Annotated in this window: 27 protein-coding genes; 2 read left to right on the forward strand and 25 right to left on the reverse strand. The window is 52.5% G+C overall.

Annotated elements, in window-relative coordinates; translation table 11 throughout:
* Nucleotides 1-33: 33 nt before the first annotated feature.
* The 18 genes from aroA to prsW form a co-directional block, all read right to left on the reverse strand.
* Nucleotides 34-1284 carry a 3-phosphoshikimate 1-carboxyvinyltransferase gene (aroA, locus tag KNP92_RS07745; protein WP_214839202.1) on the reverse strand — a complete coding sequence of 417 codons (1251 nt, stop codon included), beginning with the start codon at nt 1282-1284 and terminating at the stop codon, nt 34-36.
* A gap of 1 nt (nt 1285) precedes the next feature.
* On the reverse strand, nt 1286-2326 hold the full coding sequence (aroB, locus tag KNP92_RS07750; protein ID WP_214839204.1) for a 3-dehydroquinate synthase: 1041 nt from the start codon (nt 2324-2326) through the stop codon (nt 1286-1288).
* Complete coding sequence (aroC, locus tag KNP92_RS07755) at nt 2320-3480, reverse strand: chorismate synthase (RefSeq protein ID WP_214839206.1); 1161 nt, start codon at nt 3478-3480, stop codon at nt 2320-2322. Before aroC ends, aroB begins: the two co-directional genes overlap by 7 nt.
* Before the next feature lie 10 nt (nt 3481-3490).
* Nucleotides 3491-4270 (reverse strand): CheR family methyltransferase, encoded by a 780-nt coding sequence (locus tag KNP92_RS07760; protein ID WP_214840270.1) that lies wholly within the window; start codon nt 4268-4270, stop codon nt 3491-3493.
* Nucleotides 4271-4375: 105 nt separating this feature from the next.
* Complete coding sequence (ndk, locus tag KNP92_RS07765) at nt 4376-4795, reverse strand: nucleoside-diphosphate kinase (RefSeq protein ID WP_214839208.1); 420 nt, start codon at nt 4793-4795, stop codon at nt 4376-4378.
* Between the two features lie 91 nt (nt 4796-4886).
* Complete coding sequence (locus KNP92_RS07770; protein WP_214839211.1) at nt 4887-5849, reverse strand: polyprenyl synthetase family protein; 963 nt, start codon at nt 5847-5849, stop codon at nt 4887-4889.
* Nucleotides 5850-5852: 3 nt separating this feature from the next.
* Nucleotides 5853-6554 (reverse strand): demethylmenaquinone methyltransferase, encoded by a 702-nt coding sequence (locus tag KNP92_RS07775; RefSeq protein ID WP_214839213.1) that lies wholly within the window; start codon nt 6552-6554, stop codon nt 5853-5855.
* A 20-nt stretch (nt 6555-6574) separates the two neighbouring features.
* Entirely contained in the window at nt 6575-7147 is a 573-nt protein-coding gene (locus KNP92_RS07780) for a heptaprenyl diphosphate synthase component 1 (RefSeq protein WP_214839215.1), read from the reverse strand.
* A 127-nt stretch (nt 7148-7274) separates the two neighbouring features.
* Nucleotides 7275-7547, reverse strand: coding sequence for an HU family DNA-binding protein (locus tag KNP92_RS07785; RefSeq protein WP_214839217.1), 273 nt, complete (start codon nt 7545-7547; stop codon nt 7275-7277).
* 109 nt (nt 7548-7656) lie between these two features.
* A complete protein-coding gene (locus KNP92_RS07790; protein ID WP_214840272.1) occupies nt 7657-8358 on the reverse strand; it encodes a hypothetical protein in 702 nt (233 codons plus the stop codon).
* A gap of 13 nt (nt 8359-8371) precedes the next feature.
* Nucleotides 8372-8551, reverse strand: a complete 180-nt coding sequence (locus KNP92_RS07795) for a DUF2768 family protein (protein WP_251136429.1) — start codon at nt 8549-8551, stop codon at nt 8372-8374.
* A 101-nt stretch (nt 8552-8652) separates the two neighbouring features.
* Complete coding sequence (locus tag KNP92_RS07800; RefSeq protein ID WP_214839219.1) at nt 8653-9696, reverse strand: NAD(P)H-dependent glycerol-3-phosphate dehydrogenase; 1044 nt, start codon at nt 9694-9696, stop codon at nt 8653-8655.
* A gap of 17 nt (nt 9697-9713) precedes the next feature.
* Entirely contained in the window at nt 9714-11024 is a 1311-nt protein-coding gene (gene der, locus KNP92_RS07805; protein WP_214839220.1) for a ribosome biogenesis GTPase Der, read from the reverse strand.
* A 130-nt stretch (nt 11025-11154) separates the two neighbouring features.
* Entirely contained in the window at nt 11155-12300 is a 1146-nt protein-coding gene (gene rpsA / locus KNP92_RS07810; RefSeq protein WP_214839223.1) for a 30S ribosomal protein S1, read from the reverse strand.
* 141 nt (nt 12301-12441) lie between these two features.
* Nucleotides 12442-13065 (reverse strand): lysophospholipid acyltransferase family protein, encoded by a 624-nt coding sequence (locus tag KNP92_RS07815; protein WP_214839224.1) that lies wholly within the window; start codon nt 13063-13065, stop codon nt 12442-12444.
* Entirely contained in the window at nt 13062-13739 is a 678-nt protein-coding gene (gene cmk / locus KNP92_RS07820; RefSeq protein ID WP_214839225.1) for a (d)CMP kinase, read from the reverse strand. Before cmk ends, KNP92_RS07815 begins: the two co-directional genes overlap by 4 nt.
* A gap of 74 nt (nt 13740-13813) precedes the next feature.
* Nucleotides 13814-14479 carry a flagellar brake protein gene (locus tag KNP92_RS07825; RefSeq protein WP_214839226.1) on the reverse strand — a complete coding sequence of 222 codons (666 nt, stop codon included), beginning with the start codon at nt 14477-14479 and terminating at the stop codon, nt 13814-13816.
* A gap of 19 nt (nt 14480-14498) precedes the next feature.
* Nucleotides 14499-15155 carry a glutamic-type intramembrane protease PrsW gene (gene prsW, locus KNP92_RS07830; RefSeq protein WP_214839227.1) on the reverse strand — a complete coding sequence of 219 codons (657 nt, stop codon included), beginning with the start codon at nt 15153-15155 and terminating at the stop codon, nt 14499-14501.
* Nucleotides 15156-15263: 108 nt separating this feature from the next.
* On the opposite strand from prsW, the gene KNP92_RS07835 reads away from it, so the two are divergent.
* Both KNP92_RS07835 and KNP92_RS07840 read left to right on the forward strand, forming a co-directional pair.
* Nucleotides 15264-16235: an asparaginase gene (locus KNP92_RS07835; RefSeq protein WP_214839228.1), complete on the forward strand. Its 972-nt coding sequence runs from the start codon at nt 15264-15266 to the stop codon at nt 16233-16235.
* Nucleotides 16236-16264: 29 nt separating this feature from the next.
* Nucleotides 16265-17272 carry a YpdA family putative bacillithiol disulfide reductase gene (locus tag KNP92_RS07840; RefSeq protein WP_214839230.1) on the forward strand — a complete coding sequence of 336 codons (1008 nt, stop codon included), beginning with the start codon at nt 16265-16267 and terminating at the stop codon, nt 17270-17272.
* Nucleotides 17273-17328: 56 nt separating this feature from the next.
* Here the strand turns inward: KNP92_RS07840 and KNP92_RS07845 are convergent, their stop codons facing one another.
* The 7 genes from KNP92_RS07845 to KNP92_RS07875 all read right to left on the reverse strand — a co-directional run bounded on the left by KNP92_RS07845 (nt 17329) and on the right by KNP92_RS07875 (nt 24115).
* Nucleotides 17329-18597 carry a Glu/Leu/Phe/Val family dehydrogenase gene (locus KNP92_RS07845; RefSeq protein WP_214839231.1) on the reverse strand — a complete coding sequence of 423 codons (1269 nt, stop codon included), beginning with the start codon at nt 18595-18597 and terminating at the stop codon, nt 17329-17331.
* 148 nt (nt 18598-18745) lie between these two features.
* Complete coding sequence (locus KNP92_RS07850) at nt 18746-19663, reverse strand: D-alanine--D-alanine ligase (RefSeq protein WP_214839233.1); 918 nt, start codon at nt 19661-19663, stop codon at nt 18746-18748.
* A gap of 96 nt (nt 19664-19759) precedes the next feature.
* Entirely contained in the window at nt 19760-20341 is a 582-nt protein-coding gene (locus KNP92_RS07855) for an adaptor protein MecA (protein ID WP_214839235.1), read from the reverse strand.
* Nucleotides 20342-20405: 64 nt separating this feature from the next.
* Nucleotides 20406-21263 (reverse strand): MerR family transcriptional regulator, encoded by an 858-nt coding sequence (locus tag KNP92_RS07860; protein ID WP_214839237.1) that lies wholly within the window; start codon nt 21261-21263, stop codon nt 20406-20408.
* Nucleotides 21264-21436: 173 nt separating this feature from the next.
* On the reverse strand, nt 21437-21640 hold the full coding sequence (locus KNP92_RS07865) for a hypothetical protein (RefSeq protein ID WP_214840340.1): 204 nt from the start codon (nt 21638-21640) through the stop codon (nt 21437-21439).
* Between the two features lie 41 nt (nt 21641-21681).
* The gene (locus tag KNP92_RS07870; protein ID WP_260563995.1) at nt 21682-23109 is read right to left on the reverse strand and encodes a RecQ family ATP-dependent DNA helicase; all 1428 of its coding nucleotides are present in this window, start codon (nt 23107-23109) and stop codon (nt 21682-21684) included.
* On the reverse strand, nt 23093-24115 hold the full coding sequence (locus KNP92_RS07875; RefSeq protein WP_251136430.1) for a YpbB family protein: 1023 nt from the start codon (nt 24113-24115) through the stop codon (nt 23093-23095). The genes KNP92_RS07870 and KNP92_RS07875 overlap by 17 nt, the downstream gene beginning before the upstream one ends.
* Nucleotides 24116-24235 lie beyond the last annotated feature (120 nt).

Consider the following 24235-nt stretch of genomic DNA (forward strand, 5'->3'; position numbering starts at 1 on the left):
TGCTCTTCCTCCTACCGACAACAACTATTGACGTTATTCTATCTCACGACTGAGCCGTTGTAAATCTTGATGAAACTGTGGATAACTGACGTCCGAGACTTCCATCCCTCGAATGTGGACTGGTTCGTCCGTCAAAAGCGCCGCGATTTGTAGCATCATCGACAGGCGATGGTCGCCAAACGCATCTACTTCTCCACCTCGGACCACACTCGGATGGACGGTGAACCCGTCCGCTGTCTCGTCGATGTCGATGCCGAGCGTCTTCAATTCGGTCACGACCGTACGAATCCGGTCCGTCTCTTTCACGCGCAGTTCTCCTGCGTCTCGCACGGTCGATGGGCTTGTCGCTTGGGACGCGACGAGGGCGAAGAGCGGCAACTCGTCGATTTGATGTGGTATCGACGCCCCGGCCAAGTCAATGCCGTGGAGCGTACTCGACTTGACGGTGACATCGGCGACCGTCTCCTCACCGAGCGGGCGAGCCCGCTCGATTGAGATGGTTGCCCCCATCCGTTCGAGCGTCCGGAGAAAGCCGATGCGCGTCTCGTTCAAACAAACATCGACGGTCGTCACTTCACTATTCGGGACGATGGCCGCTCCGGCCCAAAAGAAAGCAGCCGACGAAGGATCAGCCGGAACGTGCACCGTCGCGCCTGTCAATTCGCCCGGGGTAAGTTGAATCACTCGCACCTCGTCTTCCGTCGTCACATGAATACGTCCGCCGAATAAGGGCAACATCCGCTCCGTATGGTCACGTGACAGCATCGGCTCCCGGACGACCGTCTCCGCATTCGCTCGAAGACCGGCCAATAGGATGGCCGATTTGACTTGTGCGCTCGCGACGGGGAGCGTATACGTCATCCCGTTCAGTTCGTTTCCTCGGATTATTAGCGGGGCGTAATCCCCTTCGATGACGGCTCCACGCGAACGCAACGGTTCCGTGACGCGTGCCATCGGTCGTTTCGATAACGACGCATCCCCCGTCAATTCAAATGCTCCCTCGTAGCCAGCGAGCAGTCCGGTGAGGAGACGCATCGTCGTCCCCGAGTTTCCACAGTCAATCGAGGCAGATGTCAATCGGTCCGTCCCGGTGATCACGAGTTGACCGGCTCGTTCTTCAACCGACGCCCCGAGGCGGCGCATCGCCTCCATCGTCGATCGGCAATCCGCACCGAGGAGCGGGTCATGAATCGTCGTCACACCGTGCGCCACGGCACCGAACATGACGGCGCGATGTGTGATTGATTTGTCACTCGGGACACGAATCCGTCCAGTCAATCCCATGTTACATCCATCCTTTCAGTTGAGTAAAGGCAGCCAGGAGTCGATCGTCTGACACCGGTTCGACCGTGACGGTATCCCCGAGCAGAACGAACCGGACTTCCCCACCGCGATTCTTTTTATCTCGTCCCATGAACGTCCGGTATTCCTCGAATGGTCGCCAAGCGACCGGTGGAATCCCATTCATCTTCATCCAGTCCGCTAACCGGCGGGCTCGGGTTACGTCCCCGCTCAGTAAAAAGGCATATACCATCCCATAGAGAACGGCTTCTCCGTGCGCAAGTCGATACTGTTCGCTCGTCTCGAGCGCATGCCCGAACGTATGGCCGAAATTGAGCCACGCGCGAACGCCATGCTCGCGTTCATCCGCCTCGACGATGCGACGCTTCACTTCAATCCCTCGTGCGAGCCAGTCTGTCCAATCGATGGGACGCGTTAAGGCGTCGAACAATGCGTCTTCAAACGAGGCATCAAGCACATGTTCCGAGAGATACGCATGCTTGATCAGTTCCCCGAGGCCGCTCCGGACGTCACGCTCTGGTAACGTCTCAAGGCGTGTCACATCGTAATGGACGCCCATCGGTTGATGAAACGCCCCGATTGCATTTTTTGCGAGCGGATGATTGACGGCGACTTTCCCACCGACAGCCGAGTCATGCGCAAGAATCGTCGTCGGGACTTGGATATAGCGGACGCCACGCATGTAGACGCTCGCTAAAAAGCCAGCCAAGTCTCCGACCATACCGCCCCCAAGTGCGAGAATGAGCGTATCGCGGTCACATCCGGCGTTCAACCCTTCGCTCACGAGACGTTCGATAACGGACAGCGACTTTGATTCATCGCCTGGAGCAACGACTGACCAGACGAGTGCACCAGGAGTCGCCAGCCGCTCGCGAAACGCACGACCATGGAGTCGATCGACCGTCTCGTCCGTCACGACCCAAATCGTTGAACCAGAAAAAGCTTGAACGCGGTCGAGCCATGCATCACCGCGTTCAATCGTTACATCATATGGGGTCGACGCATCAACGCGAATCGTCACCATGTCCGAATTTCCTCTCGATACGATGCGACTCGAGTTTGAATCCGTTCCACTGTGTCGTGTCCGAATGTCTCGCACAGTTCACGTGCAAGCTCGAACGCGACGACCGCTTCGACGACAAGCGAGGCGGCCGGGACGGCGCACGCGTCACTGCGCTCGATTTGGGCGAGAAACGGTTCTCTCGTCTCGATGTCGACCGACTGAAGCGGTTTGTATAACGTCGGGATCGGTTTCATGACGGCTGTACAGACGATTGGCATCCCCGTCGTCATCCCGCCTTCGAACCCTCCGAGGTGATTCGATAAACGCATATATCCGGTCTCGTCAAGCGCGATCGGGTCCATCACTTCAGATCCTGGTCGATACGCCATATCGAACCCATCACCAAATGCGACGCCCTTAATGGCGTTGACGCTCATGACCGCTTGCGCGATTCGCGCATCGAGCTTTCGGTCGTATTGGACGTATGAACCGAGCCCAGGCATGACACCGTGCACTTCGGTCGTGACGACTCCACCGAGGGAGTCGCCTGCGGCTTTCGCCTCGTCAATCAATCGCATCATCTTGTCTGCCGCCTCCGCGTCATACGTACGGACGGGCGATGCTTCAATCGCTTCGATGAGCGCTTCTCTCGATTCGACGGCCTGAACGGCTTCGACGCCACCAATCACTTTCACGTAGCTAAACAGACTTATCCCAACAGTCGCGAGCACCTGTTTGCTGATGGCACCGACCGCCACACGGGCTGCTGTCTCACGGGCACTTGAACGCTCGAGCACGTCACGAAGGTCGCGATGGTCGTACTTCAACCCGCCGACGAGATCGGCGTGACCCGGGCGTGGCCGGACGACTTGTCGTTTCACTTCGGCATCTTCTGCAAGCGGTTCCGCCTGCATGACGTTTCGCCAGTGCGTATGATCTTTGTTTTCAATCCAAAGTGAGATGGGGGCACCGGTCGTCCGTCCGTGACGAATCCCGGCCCGAACGTCCACACGATCTGATTCGATTTGCATCCGTCGACCACGTCCGTATCCAGACTGTCGCTTTTTCAGCTCTTCGTTCACCAAGTCGATGTCGATGGAGAGACCAGCCGGCACGCCTTCGAGTATAATCGTCAACCCAGGACCGTGTGACTCTCCTGCTGTCAAATAACGCATATCCGTCACCTCAACCTTCGAATTTTTCGTAAAAGAAACTTTGCTTCATCTGATAACCGTATCGTTTCGGTTGGAAAATCTGTTCGGTGCCACCGACGAATAACACGCCCCCCGGCCGCAACGAGCGATGGAATGACTTATACACTTTCTCTTTCGCTTCCTCTGTGAAATAGATTAAAACGTTGCGACAGACAATCAAGTCGAAGTTTCGTTCATAAACGTCTGCTAACAAGTTCTGCTTTTTAAACGTGACGAGTTTCTTTATATCTTCTGCAATGTAGTAGTCGTCGCCCCGTTGTGTGAAATACCGTTGTCGGAACTCGGCCGGCAAATCAACGAGAGCCCGTTCATGATATTTGCCCGCTTTTGCCTTCTCGATGACGATGTCGTCGAGGTCCGTCGCCGTAATGGAGAATTGGGCAGGTGCCAAATGTTTTGATAACAGCATCGCGAGCGAGTATGGCTCTTCTCCTGTCGAACAAGCGGCGCTCCATACACGTAACTTCCCTTGACTGGTTCGGATGAGCCCAGGCAAGATATCTTCCTCGAGTTGTTGCCACCGGATCGGATTCCGGTAGAATTCGCTCACATTGATGGTCATCCGGTCCAAGAACTCTTCATATAGGCCGCGGTCAGCATCCATCGCTTTAAAGTACTCAATGAACGTGGCATATCCTTTTTTCTCGCGAAGGGCAATCATCCTACGTTTCATCTGTGCTTCTTTATATAAGTTCAAATCAATTCCCGACTTTAAGTAAAATTTTTTTACGAAGATGGCATAATCATTCATCAGCAGTTCCAACCTCTATTCTTCCTCTTCTCCTAGATTCGCTTGTCGCGTAAGCGCTTCAACGGCAACAAAAAAAGGGACAGGCGGCCCCGTCCCTCGTTTTCGTCATGAAACGTGCGATGTTTCCGAGACGAACCAAAGCGCCAACTCACGGTCGGCGCTCTCGACGCTGTCCGATCCGTGAATAACGTTTTGTGACATCGTCGCGGCCAAGTCGCCACGAATCGTCCCCGGTTGAGCATCAAGCGGGTTCGTCTTTCCAATCATCATCCGTGAGACAGCGACGATGTTCTCGCCTTCCCATTCCATCGCGACGACCGGACCTGACGTCAAGAAAGCGACGAGTTCACCAAAGAACGGCTTCTCCTTATGTTCCGCATAATGCGCTTCTGCGATTTCTACAGACGGTGTGAGCATTTCGAGACGGTTCAACGTATATCCTTTGTTTTCAAAGCGCGAGATGATTTCCCCAATCAATCCGCGCGCCACGCCGTCAGGCTTCACCATTAAAAATGTCTTTTCCATTCCCCTAGTCCCCCTAAATCAATATGTGTACGATGTACTCTATAAGTGTACACGGTCGCTCTCGTTATTGAAAGGGGTTACAAGACGTAAATTACCATTTTCGTTTCCCGATATATTCCGCAATTTCGATGAGTGATCGTTTGTCCGACACGTCCGGGAGCGGTTCGAGCCGTAAGATGGCTCGGCGGACGTAGCGGTCGATTGTCTGTTGGCTCCGTTCGAGCGTGCCGTTGCGTTGCACCTCGCGGACGAGCGCGGCCGTCAAATCCGGACTCGACGTACCATCGACTTGCGACAAGCGTTCATAAAAACGAACGTCCTCAGCTGAATAGAAGAGCGGAAGCGTCTTATGGCCATGCTTTAAATCCTCACCGACCGGTTTTCCGAGTTGGAAACTCTTCGCGGTAAAATCGAGCAAGTCGTCCGTCATTTGGAACGCCATGCCGATGTCATAACCGAACAGTCGTAACTGTTTGACCACTTCAGGTGACGCCCCCGAGACGATCGCCCCGGCGGCACAACTCGTTTCGATGAGGAGCGCAGTCTTTCGCGCGATGCGGTCCAAGTACCGTTTCGGCGACTGCGCCCAGTCGTATTGATCTTGAATTTGATTGATTTCGCCGATGCAAATCAATTCCATCGTCTCGGCCATCAGTTGCATCACTTCCGGCGAATCGACTTCCGAGACGAGACGAATCGCCTCGCCAAACAACGTGTTCCCGGTATACATGGCGACGCGTTCATCGTACCGCTCCATGACGGTCGGTTTCCCGCGTCTCAAAGTAGCGTCGTCGATGACATCGTCATGGACAAGTGAGGCCATATGGATGAGTTCGAGACTCGCCGCCACTTTCGTCAATCGAATATCATTCTCTTGCCCGAACGCGGCGCTCAATAAAACGAAGGCTGGACGAATCCGTTTGCCACCCGCATCCAACAATTGTCTCGAGGCCGCATCGATGATGGGATGATCAGTATGAACACGTGTCGCTAAAAAACGATCGATTTGATCGATTTCACGATTCATATGACGATATAGTCGTTTTAAAGACATCAGTTACCACTTCTTTCCTAAGTGCATCGCACATGCACCGCCGGAAAACGGTTTGACCTCGATTTGTTCGAACCCTGCCGTTTCGAACATCCGCTTCAGCGTGAGCCGATCGGGGAACGAGTCGGTCGACTCTTGCAACCATTTGTATTGGTCGTATGACCCGGCAAACAGTTTCCCGAAGAGCGGCATGACCGTTCCGAAGTAAAACCGATACAGCTCGCTGAACAGCGGGGCTGTCGGTTGGCTTGTCTCGAGGCAGACGACCGTGCCGCCTGGTTTCAAGACGCGATGCATTTCTTTGAGCACCGTCATATAGTCTGGGACGTTCCGGAGACCGAAACCGATTGTCACAAAGTCAAACGAATCGTCGCCAAACGGCAACGCCATCGCATTCCCGTGGACGAGCTCGACGTTCGGATATGATTTTACTTTTTCATGACCGACCGCAAGCATGTTCTCCGAAAAGTCTAGTCCTTTGACGACTCCCGTGTTCCCTGACGCTTCGGCGAGTTGAATCGTCCAGTCCGCTGTCCCGCAACAGACATCGAGACATTTCGCTCCCGGAAACACTTGCATTCGACGCATCGTCGCTTTGCGCCACCATTTGTGGAGACGGAAGCTGATGATCGAGTTCATCGTATCGTAGCTCGGTGAGATGGATTGAAACACATCATATACTTTTTGCTCTTTTTCTTTCGGTTGCAACACGAAACATCCTTTCCGTTCTAAGCGACAGCATGCGCCAAAAGCGCCGATAGCTGCTCTCGTTGCGCTTTCTGCAATGTCGCCGCTCTTAGTTCAATGATTTGTTTTCCATATGACGTCAAATACGTTTGGCCGATTAATTCAGCGAACGTCTTGACCAAACCAAAGTTCGCTTCCATCCATGTCGTCACAGAAATCTCGTCGTCTAATGCGAGTGTGCATTTCGCCCCGTTGACGAGTTGAACGGCACGGCCGAATCGATTACTAAACTCGGTCGGGAATCGTGCCAATATTTTATAAAATTGAGCCGATGCGAAATCTCCAGCGAGCACGTTGAGTTGTCGCGCCAAAGACCCGTTCGGACAATCCTTCACTTGATCGTGTAACTCGAGCGCCTGATGGGCAAAATAGGCGGCCAGTACGAGCTGTTGTTGTTCGGTTGATTCTTCGTCAATCAATTCGACCATCCAACGAAGCAAAGGCATGTCGACTGCGGGCACAATCTCGTGTCTCGTCAAATACGGATGGGTCATTCGTTCTTCGATTTGACGAGCAAGGTCGGTGACAACGCTTTCGTTTGTCCACTGTTCCATGCTATCCCCCCTCGTCCTCTTCGTTGTCATTCTGACATAGTATAGCACATTTTCGTCACGTTCACGCCATGTGAACTCGTAAACGGACACAAAAAAAGCCGCCTTTCGGCGACTTATGTACTGCCTATTATTTGACCGCGTCTTTGAGCGCTTTACCTGCTTTGAAGGCAGGGACTTTGCTCGCAGGGATTTCGATATCTTCTTTCGTACGTGGGTTGCGACCTTTACGGGCAGCACGCTCACGAACTTCAAAAGTACCAAAACCGATCAATTGAATTTTCTCACCGTTTTGGAGTGCTTCAGTGATTGATTCAAATGTAGCTTCTACCACTGTCGTCGCTTCTTTTTTCGAAACGTTGGCTTTTTCAGCAACTGCTTGGATCAATTCAGTCTTGTTCATCACGATTCACCTCCTCTCACAGAGAGTTTACGGGATTAATCATATCGTACAAACGTTGATATGACAACATTTTTTAAACGATTTGCCCATATTCACGACGCTGTGACAATCAGTTGTTTAAAAATTCGACTTCGCCTTGTTCATTAATCGTATAGCCTTGCGAATAAGCCGGGGCGAAAGGTGAATCATTGTAGAGCAAATACCGAATATCTTCGCCGACTTCTGGCGTCACATCCGTGTTTTCAAGCTTGGTCGCGATATCCTCCCGGTAATCGACGAATAGCTGTCCACTGCCGTCCACGTACACAGGGAGCTCGTTATCTGTGTACGGACTCGGGATGGTCGGTGCTTCAGCGACGAAAATCAGGTCATAGTTGAGGGTAAACTGATTCTTGCCGATTGACCCGTCGAACGGGAACTTCCCTTCTTTTGCTCGGAAGGCGTTAATGTTCGTCTGCAACTGTTGCAACCGCTCGGTCACCCGCAAATCAATCAATTTGACGGCCGGTTCCGTTTCCACGTCGACGAGGACATATAAGAACAGTCCGCCCCCTTCAAAACTATTCGCCGGCGGGTCGGCCATGTAGCCCGGGACGAGACGGCCGAATTCGATCGGGTAGCGTTCCATAAGTGGCGTCTCGGCTGACTTCGTTTTAATCGGCAGTACCCCGGTCGTCTCTTTGAACGATTCGACGGCCGTTTGGACCGAACGAATCTGTTCCTCGTACGGGACGTTATCGACCCGACTCGACTGTGGGAACATACAACCGCTCAGGACGGTCATCGCCACCAAACTAATCATTAGTACCATTCGTTTCAACGGCTTACCCTCCTGTCGGTCCTGAAGCGACCACGTAAATCATAATGAGCGTTCCAAATAAAAAAATGACAAATGCGACGACACGCACGAGCGCCCCGAACCAACCTGATAGCTTTGTGTGGCTCACAGCAACCATGAGCGCCGCGATGGCGAACGCCCCGATGCCTGCAAATGAAATCCACATCTTGATGAGTGACGGTGTCACGTAGATCCCCTCGACTTTCTCTATAATTCTCTCTCCGTACATTAGTGTAGCAAAAAAAAGCAAGGAACTGAACGAAAACGTCAGTCCCTTGCCACTTCGTCACCCTCGAAATGGAACACTTCCTCCATCTCGTGTTTTTGCGGGCGTCGCATCAATTTCTTCACTTCATCGTGCGGGCTCTTATTCTCGAATAAGACATTGTAGAGCGCCTCCGTAATCGGCATCTCGACACCGGCCTCACGGGCGAGTGTGTGGGCCGCCTCACAGGCGCGTACGCCTTCAACGACCATGCCCATCTGTCCGAGTACGTCTTCGAGTTTCTCGCCGCGACCGATGGCGTTACCCGCGCGCCAGTTCCGACTGTGCTGCGAGGTCGCCGTGACAATCAAGTCACCGATGCCGGTCAAGCCGGAGAACGAGGCCGGGTTTGCCCCGAGTTTCACACCGAGACGGGCAATCTCGACAATCCCGCGCGTCATAAGCGCTGCTTTCGCGTTATCCCCGTATCCAAGTCCATCCGTCATCCCGGCAGCCAAAGCGATGATGTTTTTGAGCGCACCACCATACTCGGCGCCGATGACGTCGGAATTCAAATAAACACGGAACTGATCGTTCGTAAGCAATTCTTGAATCTCGTCGGCGACATCTAAATCCTCACATGCGATGGTAATCGTCGTCAATTTACGGACGGCGACTTCTTCCGCGTGAGTTGGACCTGTTAAAACACCGACCGCCCGCCGTTTCGACGGGTCAATCTCTTCCGCGATAATCTCAGACAGACGCTTATGCGTCTTCGGTTCGATCCCTTTTGCGGCATGGACGAGGACAGCCGGTTCCGTGAGGAGCATATTCAACTCCCGGGAAACCGGACGAATCGCCGAACTCGGGACGACGAGGAAAATAATCGAGCGTCCTGCGATCGCTTCTTTCAAATCGGTCGTCGCACGAATCGACTCCGGGAGTGGAGCGTCTTTTAAATAAGTCGAGTTTGTATGTGACGTATTGATCTCGAGGACGTGATCATCTTCCCGACCATAGAGCAAGACGTCGTGACCATTATCAGCGAGGACGAGCGACAACGCCGTTCCCCAACTCCCTGCGCCGATGACAGCTACTTTCGCCATAGGAGGCACCCCCATTACTAGTTTTTCTGACGAGCCACGATGTGGACCGGCGTACCGGTGAAATCAAATGCGCGGCGAATCTGGTTATCTAGATAACGTTTATATGAGAAGTGGAGCAACTCTGGATCGTTGACGAAAAGAACGAACGTCGGCGGCTCGATGGCCACTTGCGTCGCATAGTTGATCTTGAGTCGTTGTCCTTTGTCCGTCGGTGTCGGGTTCATCGCAACGGCATCGACGATGACGTCGTTCAAGACGCTCGTCGAGATACGGCGACGATGCGACTCGGCCACTTGGTTGATGACCGGAAGGAGCGTCTGCAATCGTTTCGATGTGAGCGCCGACAAGAAGACGATCGGGGCATAATCGAGGAACAAGAACTCTTTGCGAATCTTCTCTTCCATCTTCTTCATCGTCTTATCGTCTTTTTCGACGGCATCCCATTTGTTGACGACGATGACAATCGCTTTCCCTGCCTCATGGGCGAGTCCGGCGACGCGTTTGTCTTGCTCGATGATGCCTTCTTCGCCATCGAGGACGACGAGCACGACGTTCGAACGTTCAATCGCCTTTTGGGCGCGCATGACACTGTAGCGTTCCGTCGACTCATACACTTTTCCACGCTTGCGCATCCCGGCTGTATCGATGATGACGTACTCTTGATTGTCACGCGTGAACGGCGTATCAATCGCGTCGCGCGTCGTACCGGCCACGTCTGAGACGATGACACGCTCTTCTCCGAGAATCGCGTTCGTCAAACTCGACTTGCCGACGTTCGGACGACCGATGAGCGAGAAGCGAATGACGTCTTCGTTGTACTCGTACTCATCTTTATCCGGCGCGAGTTCGAACACTTGATCAAGAAGATCACCGAGTCCGAGACCATGTGTTCCCGAAATCGGGAACGGGTCGCCAAATCCGAGCGAGTAAAACTCATACATGAGGTCGCGCATCTCAAAGTTATCGACTTTGTTGACGGCGAGCACAATCGGTTTATTTGAGCGGAAAAGTAAGTTTGCGACTTCTTCGTCCGCTGCCGTGATGCCTTCACGTCCGTTTACCATGAAGATGATGACGTCTGCCTCATCGATGGCGAGCTCGGCTTGATGGCGCATTTGAACGAGAATCGGTTCGTCACCGACCTCGATTCCGCCTGTATCGATTAGATGAAACTTGCGGTTCAACCACTCACCCGTCCCGTAAATACGGTCGCGTGTTACGCCCGGTTTATCATCGACGATCGATACGCGATCTCCGATAATCCGGTTGAAAATCGTGGATTTCCCAATATTCGGGCGGCCGACGATGGCCACTGCTGGAATTCCCATAAAAACACCTCTCTAACTTTCATTCAATAAATAATCGTTTCTAAATGCAACTGTACCATCATATCACAGCCCTATTTCGGTGACCATACAAAAAAGAAGCGGGAGCATGACTCCCGCTTGAACGACCGTCTTATTTAGAATCGTCCGAAGACTCTTCGCCCGTTAATTCTGAGACGGAGAATCCTCCTTGTTCACTGTATTCGTCAAGTAGCGCCTGATCTTCATCACGCGAAGATTCAGCTGACTCTAAGGCGCGCATCGACAACGAGATTTTTTTCTCATCGAGATGAACGTCGAGTACTTTCACTTTGACTTCTTGCCCTTCTGACAATACTTCAGACGGCGTCGCGATGTGACGGTTCGCGATTTGCGAGATGTGAAGCAATCCTTCGACTTGCGGCGCAACTTCAACGAACGCACCGAACGTGACAAGACGTTTCACTTTTCCTTCGATGACGTCACCCGGTTGGATCTGGCCTTCAATCGATTCCCATGGGCCGGGTTGCGTCTCCTTGATCGACAATTTGACTTTTTCATTGTCAAGGTCAAGGCCGAGTACTTTCACTTTCACTTTGTCGCCTTCGGTCACGACATCACTCGGTTTCTCAACGCGACTATGCGCCATTTCTGAGATATGGACGAGACCATCGACGCCACCGATGTCGACGAACGCACCGAAATCGGTGAGACGTTGGACCGTCCCTTCGATGATTTGACCGACTTCAAGCGATTCGAGCGTCTCCGCTTTTTTCGCGCTCATCTCTGCTTCAGCGACTGCTTTATGCGAGAGAATGACACGATTCTTCTCACGGTCAATCTCGACGACTTTAACCGTGATTGGTTTATGCAAGTATGAAGAGAAGTCCTCGACGAAATGACTTTCGACGAGTGAGGCCGGGATGAAGCCGCGGATGCCGATGTCGACGACGAGGCCGCCTTTGACTTTATCCTTGACCATGACTTCGAATACTTCACCTGATTCGTATTTTTCGACGATTTGATCCCAAGCTGCCTCGGCATCCACGTCTTTCTTCGATACGACAACCTCTTCGTCCGTGACTTTCTTCACTTTTACACGGATTTCGTCGTTGACATGGAGTGATTCGTTTAAATCGTCTAAATGCATGCTTGATACTTCGCTGATTGGTAAAATCGCCTCGGTCTTGTAACCGATATCGATTAGCGCTTGCTTATCCTCGATTTTGACGACTGTACCGGTCACGATTTGACCTCGATTAATTTCAAAATCAGGCATATCTTTCATTTCTTCGACCATTCCAACACTACCCCCTCACGATGAGTACAAAAAGGAGCGCCCAAAGGCGCTTAACACCTAGTATAAACTTCTTATAATTCCGAAGATTTGTCAAGGTGTTATCAAATTAGTACCTTTCCTCGCGCCAGATTAAACCTGAATTTACCGAACGTTCCGTGAATGATGAATGTACAGTTCGTTAATGTGGGCCATGATCAAATCTGCTGCTTCTTGAGCGCTCGCCTTTTTCGCTTTCAGCGCGTTCATGTCAAGCGGTTCTCCAATCACGACTTTCAGCTTCTTCCGAAACTTGTATTGACCAATGATGGCGATCGGAAGGACGGCCGCTTCAGAGCGAAGGGCAAAGAAGCCAACTCCAGCTTGGGCCGTCCCGAGCGTCCCGTCTTTTGAACGCGTGCCTTCCGGGAAAATCGAGATGAGTTCATTCTCCTTCAATTTTTGTAAGACGACGCGAAGCGCTTGACGGTCCCCTTCCCCACGTGAAACCGGGATTTGACCGGCTTTATTGAGGATATGTTTCAACACCGGGACGTTGAACAGTTCTTTTTTCGCGAAGAAACGGAGCGGGCGCTGTTTCGGAATCGCGATGGCAAGTAGCACCGGGTCCCAGTTCGATTGGTGGTTCGAACAGACGAGCACCGAGCCGTCTGCCGGGACGTTCTCTCGCCCGATATATTCAACACGGAACATGAGTTTTTGAATGAAGACGACGACGGCACGGGCGACCCGATACATGCCGAACGGTCCGTTATTTAGCGGTTTCATCGATTGATCACCTGCTTCATCAATTGTTCGATCGCTTCGACGACCCCTTCAATCGATAACGTCGTCGTATCCAAGAAATGAGCATCCTCTGCTTGGCGGAGCGGCGCGACAGCTCGCTCGGAATCCCGTTTGTCTCGAAGCGCGATTTCTTGCTTCAACTGCTCAAAATCACTCGGAATACCTTTCCCCACATTCTCTTCGTGACGTCGGCGAGCACGCTCTTCGACGGTAGCGGTCATGAACACTTTCAAATCGGCATCCGGTAAGACGTGGGTCCCGATATCGCGACCGTCCATGACGATGCCGCCATCTCTCGCGAGGTCTCGCTGTAAGTCCATCAATGCATCGCGCACCTCCGGTTGACGGGCGACGAAACTGACGTTGTTCGTCACTTCACTCGAGCGAATCAACTCCGTCACCTCGGTCGTGCCGTCAAAGACGCGCTGCCCCGATTCACTCGGTACGAGCCGTAAGTCCATATCAGCAATCATGGCAGCAAGCGCCGGTCCGTCCTCTAATCCGACGTGTTCCTTTAAGGCGCGATACGTGACGGCCCGATAAATGGCACCTGTATCAATGTAGACATATCCAAGTTTTTTAGCCAACGTTTTGGCGATCGTGCTCTTCCCGGCTCCGGCCGGTCCATCTAATGCGATTTGTAACGGTTTCATCATAAAAATTGGGTATCGGCATAGCCCGATACCCGCCTCCTCTCGGTCATTTGTTCCGAGAACATCATAACAGTTTTTTATCGTGAAGAAAATACAGAGCCGGTCCGTTTTCTCGCCTCGAGCTGGGCACGGAAACAGTAACGTAAAATCGTCTCTTGATCCCGCGGCGACAAGTCCTCAAAACTGAGCGATAATTCCTGTTTGACCTCTTGAGGATGGATTCGGACGAGCCGACTTTTCACGCGGAACGTCTGCGGCGTCCCCCGTTCATCTTCGATTCGGAAGACGACGACGAGCGAGTCATCCACGTCAATCGGCGCCCGATTGGCGACGATGCGCATCCCGCCAGCCGACACGTCAAGGGATGTCGTCTCGAACGTCGGGAACGCCTGACCGTCGACCGCAAGGACCGTGACGTTTATCATCTCCGGAACACGTAAGTATTCTCGGCGCTGCACCCGCTTGATCTTTTTCTCATCCGGAAGCTTAAACGCGTAGCGAAGCGTCAACTGCGCATCGCTCAACCGTTTATAGATGACCGTGTCAAACGCATATAACTGTTCTTCGCCTTTAAAGAAGTAAACGCGTAACGCCTCGTCTTCATGAAGGAAGAACGTTTTCAACGTCGCCGTCTCGCTCGGGGACTCAATCCAGACGATGCCGTCTTGAATAGCGGCGACTTTCGTCTTCCCTTCGTTTCTCCCTTCAACTTCCACTCGTAACTCCTGGCCTACTTTTAACATGAATCCATTCCCCTTTTACCTATTTAAATTGACGACGATTCGACAAATTGGCGGCACGAACGAGCAGTAGCGCGACCATCCATAACACGACGATATAGAGCACGGCCGGCACTTTGTTCGTCGGCTCGATGAGTAGAATATAATCGAACACGCCATGCATGAGCGTGGCGACGGCGATCGCGAGAAACAGCCATAGCCGTTCTTTCGTCGAATGTTTCGCCCGTCCGAGACAAAATCCCATCGCCACGGCGAACAGCGCATGCCCGCTCACCGGTAGGACGGCACGCCAAATGGCAATCTCGAGTGAGTCGTACACCCATAAATATAGAAAATTCTCTAATGTGGCGAAGCCGAGTGAACAAGCGACCGCATAGAGAATCCCGTCGTAATAATCATCAAAGACTTTATGTATGTATATTGTATAATAAATCATGAACCATTTAAAAAACTCTTCTAACAGTGCGGAAGCGATGAACGCTTTCCAGAACGGGCTCGTCAACACGCCTTCTTCTTCGAACGCATATTGGATGAACATAATCGGGAAAACGAGGACGGCTCCGGCGACGAACGAACGAATCACATAGCCGAGCGGTTCCGCTTCCAATTCATGTCGAAGATAGAAATAGGAAAGAAGGGCGAACCCAGGCGCTACCGCAGACAAGGCGATTGCAATCATGACGCATCTCTCCTCTCTACCGTTAAGCATACACTGAAACGGATAAAAGAAAAAGTGGAAAACGCCTAGAAATTGGAAGAATCGAACAAAAAAAGTTGGAGGTCCTTTATGAATCATCTATTACTTATCCACACTGGCGGCACGATCGCCATGTCACAGTCCGGAACCGGACACGTCTCACCGAGTGACATCAATCCAATTGACGCGACATTGCCGAAAGCGACAGATATCGCGCGCATCACGACGAAACACTTCTCGAATATCCCGTCCCCACACATGACGCCGGCGAAAATGCTCGAGCTCGCTCAGTATATCGCACAGGAATTGACCCAAGACACGTATGACGGGGTAGTCATCACCCACGGTACGGACACGTTAGAAGAGACGGCCTACTTTTTACAAATCACGCTTGGCGCCCCCGTCCCAATCGTGTTGACCGGGGCAATGCGCTCGTCGAACGAAATCGGCTCGGACGGTGAGTTCAATTTGATCACGGCGCTACGCGTCGCGCGAAGTGAGGCGGCACGTGGCAAAGGCGTGCTCGTCGTCTTCAACGGCGAGATCCATTCGGCGTTCAACGTCACGAAAACACATACTTCCTCGGTCGACACGTTCAAATCGGTCCATTTCGGAAACGTCGGGATGGTGACGAAAGATCACGTCTTGATTTACAGTCAGCCGATGACGCGACAAGCGAAGATGATTCCTTCGATTACGAAACGGGTCGCCGTCTTAAAAGTCGTCGCCGGCATGGAGCCCGATTTAATCGTAGCGGTCCTCGAGCTCGGCTATGACGGACTCGTGCTCGAAGTGCTCGGTCAAGGGAACGTCCCACCGACCATCATCCCTGCCCTTGCGCATCTCGTCACGCACATACCGGTCGTCATCGTCAGTCGTTGTTTCAATGGCATCGTTCAAGACGTGTACGGCTATGAAGGCGGCGGCAAACAATTGAAAGACATGGGCGTCATCTTCTCGAACGGGTTGAACTCCCAAAAAGCGAGACTCCGGCTTCTCGTCGAACTCGAGTCCGGCTCGTCCCAACCTGTCATGGAGCACAGCTTCAGCTTCCAGCAGTGAACTTGCCAACATCGTCTTGCTTCCATACAATGAGGGATGAGGTGATTTCATTGAAGAAACAGGCGATCATCGTCGGCGCTGGCCCTTGTGGTTTGTCGGCGGCCATCGAACTTGAACGCATCGGCATTTCCTGTACCGTCATCGAACGAGGGAATATCGTGGATGCCATCTATCATTATCCAACCCATCAGACGTTTTTCTCGTCTGCGAACCTACTCGAGATCGGGGATATCCCGTTCATTTGTAAAGACTTGAAACCGAGACGCCAAGACGCGCTCGTCTATTATCGGGAAGTAGTGAGCCGGACGAATCTCAACGTGAAACCGTTCGAGACGGTAACGGCAATCGACAAGGAAGATGGACGTTTTACCGTCACGTCACATCACGAACGCCAAGGCATAACAGTTCGGACCGCCGACTATGTCGTCCTCGCGACAGGCTATTACGGTCGCCCTCGACACCTTAACGTGCCCGGGGAAGAGCTTTCGCACGTATCACATTACTTCAAAGAAGCCCATCCGTTTTACCGACAACACGTGACCGTGATCGGCGGGAAGAACTCAGCTGTCGACGCCGCGATCGAGCTCGAGAAAGCTGGTGCGTTCGTGACGGTGCTCTACCGCGGTGACGGCTATAGCCCTTCGGTCAAACCGTGGGTGCTTCCCGCGTTCGATTCGCTCGTGCGACACGAAAAAGTGCGCTATGAACTTGAGACTGAAATCGTCCGCATCGAGACGGACCGTGTCGTTTATCAGCAACACGGAATCGAGAAAAGCGTCAAAGCCGACCACGTCCTGGCGATGACCGGTTATTTACCTGACCATGGCCTGTTCTCCGAATCCGGCGTCACGATTGACGAAGAGACGGGGGTTCCGTCGTTCGACGAGGGCACGTACGAGACAAACGTCGAAGGACTCTTCATCGCCGGCGTTGTGGCCGCAGGAAACGACGCCAACAAAATCTTTATCGAGAACGGACGGTTCCACGGAAAAGCCATCGCCGAGACGCTTCGGGAACGAAACGGCGTAACCATTTAAACAAGAAAGAGGGAAGACCTGACGAACAGGCCTTCCCTCTTTTCGTATCCATTCGTTCAGACCCAGCCACGGAAGCGCGAGGCTTCCGCCATCTTACGAACACCGACCATATAGGCGGCGAGACGCATGTCGACTTTCCGGGCCGAAGCCGTGTTGTATACCGTGTTAAACGAATGGACGAGCACTTTTTCAAGCTTCTCTTCGACTTCTTCTTCCGTCCAATAATACCCTTGATTGTTTTGTACCCACTCGAAGTAAGACACAGTCACACCACCGCTCGAAGCGAGCACGTCCGGCACGAGCAAGATGCCACGCTCGGTCAAGATGCGTGTCGCTTCATTCGTCGTCGGTCCGTTGGCGGCCTCGACGACGATTGAGGCTTTAATGTTATCTGCGTTCGTCTCCGTGATTTGGTTCTCAATCGCGGCCGGCACGAGAATGTCACAATCGAGTTCAAGCATCTCCTGGTTCGAGATCGTGTTCTTAAAGAGCGTCGAAATCGTCCCGAACGAGTCTCGACGGTCGAGGAGGTATGGGATGTCGAGCCCGTTGTCATCATGGATGGCACCGTAAGCGTCACTGACCGCGATCACTTTCGCGCCGGCGTCATACATGAACTTCGACAAGAAGCTTCCCGCGTTCCCGAACCCTTGGACGACGACACGTGCCCCTTTTAGCTCGATGCCACGACGGAGCGCAGCTTCCCGAATCATGATGGCGACGCCTTTCGCTGTCGCCGTCTCACGGCCATGCGAGCCACCGAGGACGAGTGGTTTACCCGTGATGAACCCTGGTGAGTTGAATTCATCGATTCGACTATATTCATCCATCATCCACGCCATGATTTGCGAGTTCGTGAAGACGTCCGGCGCTGGGATGTCTTTCGTCGGTCCGACGAATTGACTGATGGCGCGCACATAACCACGGCTCAAACGTTCAATTTCTCGGAAACTCATTTCACGCGGGTCACAGACGATGCCACCTTTACCGCCACCGTAAGGAAGGTCGACGATTCCGGCTTTCAAGCTCATCCATACCGACAGCGCCTTCACTTCGACTTCCGTCACACTCGGATGGAACCGGATACCGCCTTTTGTCGGTCCGACCGCATCGTTGTGCTGAGCGCGATAGCCCGTGAAGATTTTTGTCGAGCCGTCATCCATGCGGACCGGGATGCGGACAGTCAACATTCGGAGCGGTTCTTTCAACAGCTCGTACATCTCTTCCGGGTAGCCGAGCTTGTCGAGCGCCTCGTGAATGACCTCTTGTGTCGATTCTAGGATGTTCTTTCGTTTTTGATGACCTTTTTCTTGATCCGTAATCATGAAGGTTTCCTCCCCTAAATTGTCGATTCTCCCCCAAGAACCAACCTCGTATTCGATTAAAAGTATATCCGATACACAACCAATTTGAAAGGGTTTTACAAAAATAATGAAAGCGTTTTCTAAAAGAAAAAAGAAGGGTGGCCCCTTCTTATTTTTCTAATGCCAATGCGATAAATCGTTCGAGCAACTCCCCGTACGAGATTCCGACGGCGCGCGCGCTGTCTGGGAACAAGCTGAGCGGCGTCATGCCAGGGAGTGTGTTCGTCTCAAGAATGTAGGCGAGCCCGTCTTCTGACACTAAGAAATCAGATCGAGAGTACCCGGCGCAACCGAGCGCCTGATGCGCAAGGACGGCCGCACGCTGCACTTCGCCCGTTAACGCATCGGGAAGTTCAGCCGGACAGACGTGCACCGAACCGCCTTCTGTATATTTCGACTCATAGTCGTAAAACTCATTTTTCGGGATAATCTCGATGACCGGTAACGCTTCTTCGTGACCAAAGTTGCCGATGACCGGGACTGTCAGCTCTCTCCCTTTAATGTATTGTTCGACCAATACGGCCGTGTCGCATTCAAACGCTTTGGCGATGCCGTCTCGGAGCATCGTTTCGTCCATCGCGATCGTCAATCCGTTCGAAGACCCTTCTTGCGCCGGCTTGACGACACAAGGGAACTCTCCGCCCCACTCGGCTACTTTCGCATCGACCTGGTCCGGGCTCTCGACAAGGACGTCGCGCGCGACACGAATGCCTGCTGCCGCAAAGATGATTTTCGCCCGTGCTTTATCCATCGCGAGTGCCGATGCCAATACACCTGACCCTGTATAAGGCAAATTCGCCATCTCAAGAAGCGACTGGACCCGCCCGTCTTCTCCATACTTGCCATGGAGCGCGCTCAATACGACATCCGCCTCGAGCGATAATAACTCGTTCGCTCGTTCAGGATGAAAATCAATGGCCACGACTTCGTGCCCTCGTTCTTTCAGCGCCTCAATCATGCCTTTTCCGCTCGTGAGCGAGACTTCACGCTCTCCTGATACTCCTCCATATAACACAGCGACTTTCATCTTATCTCTCCTTCGACATTCAACTGAAAAATTCAAGTTTTATCATACCACGGGTGGCGAAAAAACAATAGAAACAGAACGGTGAAAAAGCCGTACTTACGCGAACGTATCGTACAGCTCTTTCACCGCTTGAACGGATTGAATTGTCTTTCCATACTCGAGCATCATGTACGGGCTCACGGTTGTCGTCTTGCCATACTCGGATAAGATGGCGGCGAGCCGTTCTTCGACCTGCGGGTTCAACACTTCTGCAAAGTGGAGATAGTAATGTCCCTCGTAATAATACAGCGCTCCGCCATGGTCGGTCTCATGAACGTGCGGGAATAGGCTGACCGATGCGTTAATCACGTCTTCGATGTCTTCGAACTGATAAATCAGATGATGAATCACGTCAATCGTCAAGCGAATCTCGACTTGTTCTTGATCCGCTTCCGGTTCGAGCGCGCCAACTTTTTGCACGTCGATGACAATCCCGTCGCGGGGAAACATCGTCACGTTTAGATCGACGGCGCCTTGCGGGCTGAACCCGTATTCGGCTTCCGCCGTCTCGAGCAGTTCACGCCAGAGCTCTTGGCCGCTCTCCCCGACAATCGTGTCAATCGCAATGCCACGAAGCGATAACTCATTCGCCGTCAAGTAGACCCGTAAATGTTCTTTTGTTTGTTTTTCAAATCTCAAACGAAAACCTCCAAACACTAGTCGTTGCTACATATTAATAAGCTACTCTCGTTTGGCCGAACTGTCAAATAGTTGAAAGCCACTCCGTCCACGTCTCAGGTGAATTCCCTAGAAACGCACGCCCAAACCGCTCCGCGTTCTCGCTAACGGCATAGCCTCCGGCACCGATGACGAGGTCCGGATGCTCCGCACGGACGTACGCCATCGCCTCCTCGAGCCCGTCTAGATGCTCGGTCAACGTGCAAGCGAAGATGAGGCATTTCGCGTCGATGTCATGTAGCGCCGTACTCAAATCTTCTTTAGGAATCCCCGAGCCGAGGAAGATGACGTCATAGCCATACTGGCGTAAGTAAAGCGTTACAAACAAGAGACCAATCTCGTGCATCTCGTCAGGCGCACAGACGCAGACGATTCGCGGCAAAAATGGGTTCATCGGCATCTGTAACGACAACGTGGACAGTCGCGCCCGGAGAAATGCCGTCGCAAAATGTTCATGGGCGATGGTGATTGTGCCGTTCTCCCAACGCGTCCCGATATCCATCAGTAACGGCCCGATGATATCTGTCGTCACTTTCTCGAAGCTAAACGTGTTGAACGCCCGGTTAATCAAATCATGGGCTTGTCGCTCATCAAACGTTAACAACGCCTCCATCAAGCCGTCTTTTAACTCTTCGTCGTAGAGGCGGTCCGGTTTTGGTTCAGGCGCTTTATGCAGTTGTTGAATCGCTTGCGAGACGGTCAACCCTTCCCGTTGCTTCTCGACGACCCATTTGATTTTTTCCACATCTTGTTCTGAATATAAACGGTGCCCCGATTCGGTCCGACTCGGGACGATGAATTGGTACCGTCGTTCCCACGCTCGAATCGTAGTCGGGTTCACTCCGGTGAGTGATGCGACCGTCTTAATGGAGTATTTTGGCATCACAGCCCCACCTCTTCTCCTGATCTTCTCTTTTAGTATAGACCGCCTAGCGGCAATTCGCCTGTTTTATTGTGCAATTTCATAAGAAATTGGCGTTCTGCTTCCAAACTTACTTGAAAAGGAATTGAATGGGAGACAAGTCCATAAAAAAATACGGCCATTCCGCCGTATTGTCAAAAGAAGATTGCATGACGTCCTATATATAAAAATGCCAAAATAATAGCAAACATGGAAAGTGTCAGCATCATGGCAAGAGGCCGTTTCAGCCAATTGTCATTAAGTTTTTCTTTACGCTCGTGTTCTTGCCGTTCCGATCGAGACGGCAACGTATCCACCACTTTTTCACGGAGTGAATCCGCCTGGTTCCGATGTCGCAACGCACAACCTCCTTTCCCTTTTTTATCATTTTACTATGATATCAATCAAAGGAAAAGATGCGGCTTAATCGATGTTTCCAATCTGTCACATTTTTAGACACAACTTGCTCATTCTCGGGAAAGGTGATGGGGCCACAGACGTCGCAACACGGTTCCTGATCGACCGGTTGTTCGGAGAAGTAACGTAGCAAGTAATCCCGGCGACACGTCTTGATGAGCGCATAATCAATCATTTGACCGAGCTGACGATAGCGGTCGCGCTTTCTCTCTTTTACCCAATCGATCGCCCCGGTAAGCGTCCGCTCCGAAAGCATCTGTTTCAAGAGCCCGAATACCGGATCTTCCTCGTTCAGACGAAGGAGACGCGGCAATTGGGACAAGCTCGTCCCGTTCTCTCGCTCGAAATAGGCGACGCGGATGTCTTTTTCTTTCGGATACTGCTGGTCAATTAGAAACTGTTGAATCCGCTCATCCCCTTCCGCGTATAACAGCACCGCGAACGCCGGATTGCCGTCACGCCCGGCTCGGCCGATTTCTTGCATGTAGGCCTCGAGCGTCGCGGGCAACTGGAAATGAATCACGCTTCGGACGTTGTCTTTATTGACCCCCATCCCGAACGCGCTCGTGCACACCATGACGGAGACCTCGTCCCGTAAAAACTGTGACTGCACGAGCCGACGATCTTCGGTCGACATGCCCCCGTGATAAAACAACGCATCCTCGAGCGAGAAGGCGAGGGATTCCGCCTCGCGACGCGTCGCTGTATAAACGACAGCCGGTTTCGGGATTTCACGGACGAGTTCGACTAACCGCGGGAGCTTTTGTTCGGTCGTGAGCCGCTCGACGATGAGTCGAATCTCTGGACGGTTCGCTGAATGGACGAATTGGGCCGGGTTGAACAACGCCAGTTTCTCGATGATGTCCTTCTTCACAGCTTCCGGAGCCGTCGCCGTGACAGCCATACACTGCGGACTCCCGAGTTGTTTACGAAGCTCGCCGAGTCGTGCGTATTCCGGTCTGAACTCATGGCCCCATTGCGAGATACAATGCGCTTCATCGACGACGAGCATTTGAATCGGGGTACGCGCGAGCGCCCGCGTCACGTGTGGCACGGCGAGTTGTTCCGGAGACAAATATAAAAAGCGGTATCGTTTCAAATGATTCAAAATGTCTTGTTTCTCTTCAAGCGTCTCCATCGACGTCAAACGCGCCACGCCACGTTCTCCGCGCTCACGGATATGAAGCATTTGATCCTCAATCAAGGACAAGAGCGGGGAGACGATAATCGTCAAACCGGCGTTCTTAATGTAAGACGGCAATTGGAACGTCAACGACTTGCCAGCTCCTGTCGGCATGATCGCGAGCACGTCTTGCCCGTCAGCGACCGCCTCGATGACGTCCCGCTGCCCTTCTCGGAACGAGTCATAACCGAATACCCGTTTCAATGTTTTCTCATACAAACGTCTCACCTCGTTTCAATCTCGCGAACACAAGTCGGATTTGATAATAGCTGATCGTCTCGATTTGGTCGAATACCGGTTTGAGCGCCCAGCTATCCGCTTCCCGCAATTGTTCAACGAGGGCGATTTGCTCGGTCGGCACGAACTGGTCGAGCGGGAACGACTCGAGATACATCGCCATCTCGACGACGTGATCTTCAATCGTCGACGTGCGTAACCGCCGAATCGACTGGACTTGATGGAATGTCCGTCCAGCGGCGAACAGGTCGTAGGATTCTCGGGCTGATAGCGTCATTCGTTCCGTCGTCAGGCCGGACGAGAACCCTCTCAGTTTTGCGTCTTCCGGCAACTGATTCAACAGCGCGCTCCAACCGGCCAAAAAATAGAGCCGTGCAGTCCGGGCATCGACGTCGAGTAACGAAGCGATTTGTTCATACGTGTACCCCGTCTCGAACGCACCGGTGAATCGATAGACGACGGCTGTTGCATACGGGTCGCCGATCGAGTCAAGCGCCGTCTCGAGCTCCTCGTGAAACGATTGAATGAGCGGTCGCCAGTCCCGCTCTGTCCGAACGACTTGCTTCACCCAGCGCTCGGCATGCCGATCGGCTTGGACTGGATAAAACGTACGTGTATGTTCGAGCGACATGAACGTCTGAATGAATAGACTGAGACGCTTCCACGTCATCGTCGCGTAATCACGCTGCTCCCCTCCGAGCCGATCGAACAAGTCACGGACCGCCTCGGGAGATGCTAACATGGCGCCGGCTTCCGTCAAGGTAAAGCTCGATCGGTTAAGCCAACCCCGTTTCTCGAGCGAGGCGAGAAGTTTCTCATAGTCATACTTCGTATACGGGAACAGCCCGAAAATCGGTTCGAGATCGTAAAAAAACGCATCTTGCAGCGTCGTCGCCGATCGTTTACCGTTCAACACATGAAATAAGCTTCGTTCACTGCGCTCCCCTTTTAACCGATCAATCGCTAAGAGCAACACCCCGTCAGCCAAGTGCACCATCGTCCCACCTCCTTCTCAATCATTATCCTTCCAAAGCGATGTTCGTTTCCTCATTGAAATAATCGGGTATGTAGACTACAATTACTCATAGTCAGTAACAAGTCGATTTCCATGGAGAGA

This window comes from Exiguobacterium sp. s122 (assembly GCF_018618475.1).
GTDB lineage: Bacteria > Bacillota > Bacilli > Exiguobacteriales > Exiguobacteriaceae > Exiguobacterium > Exiguobacterium himgiriensis.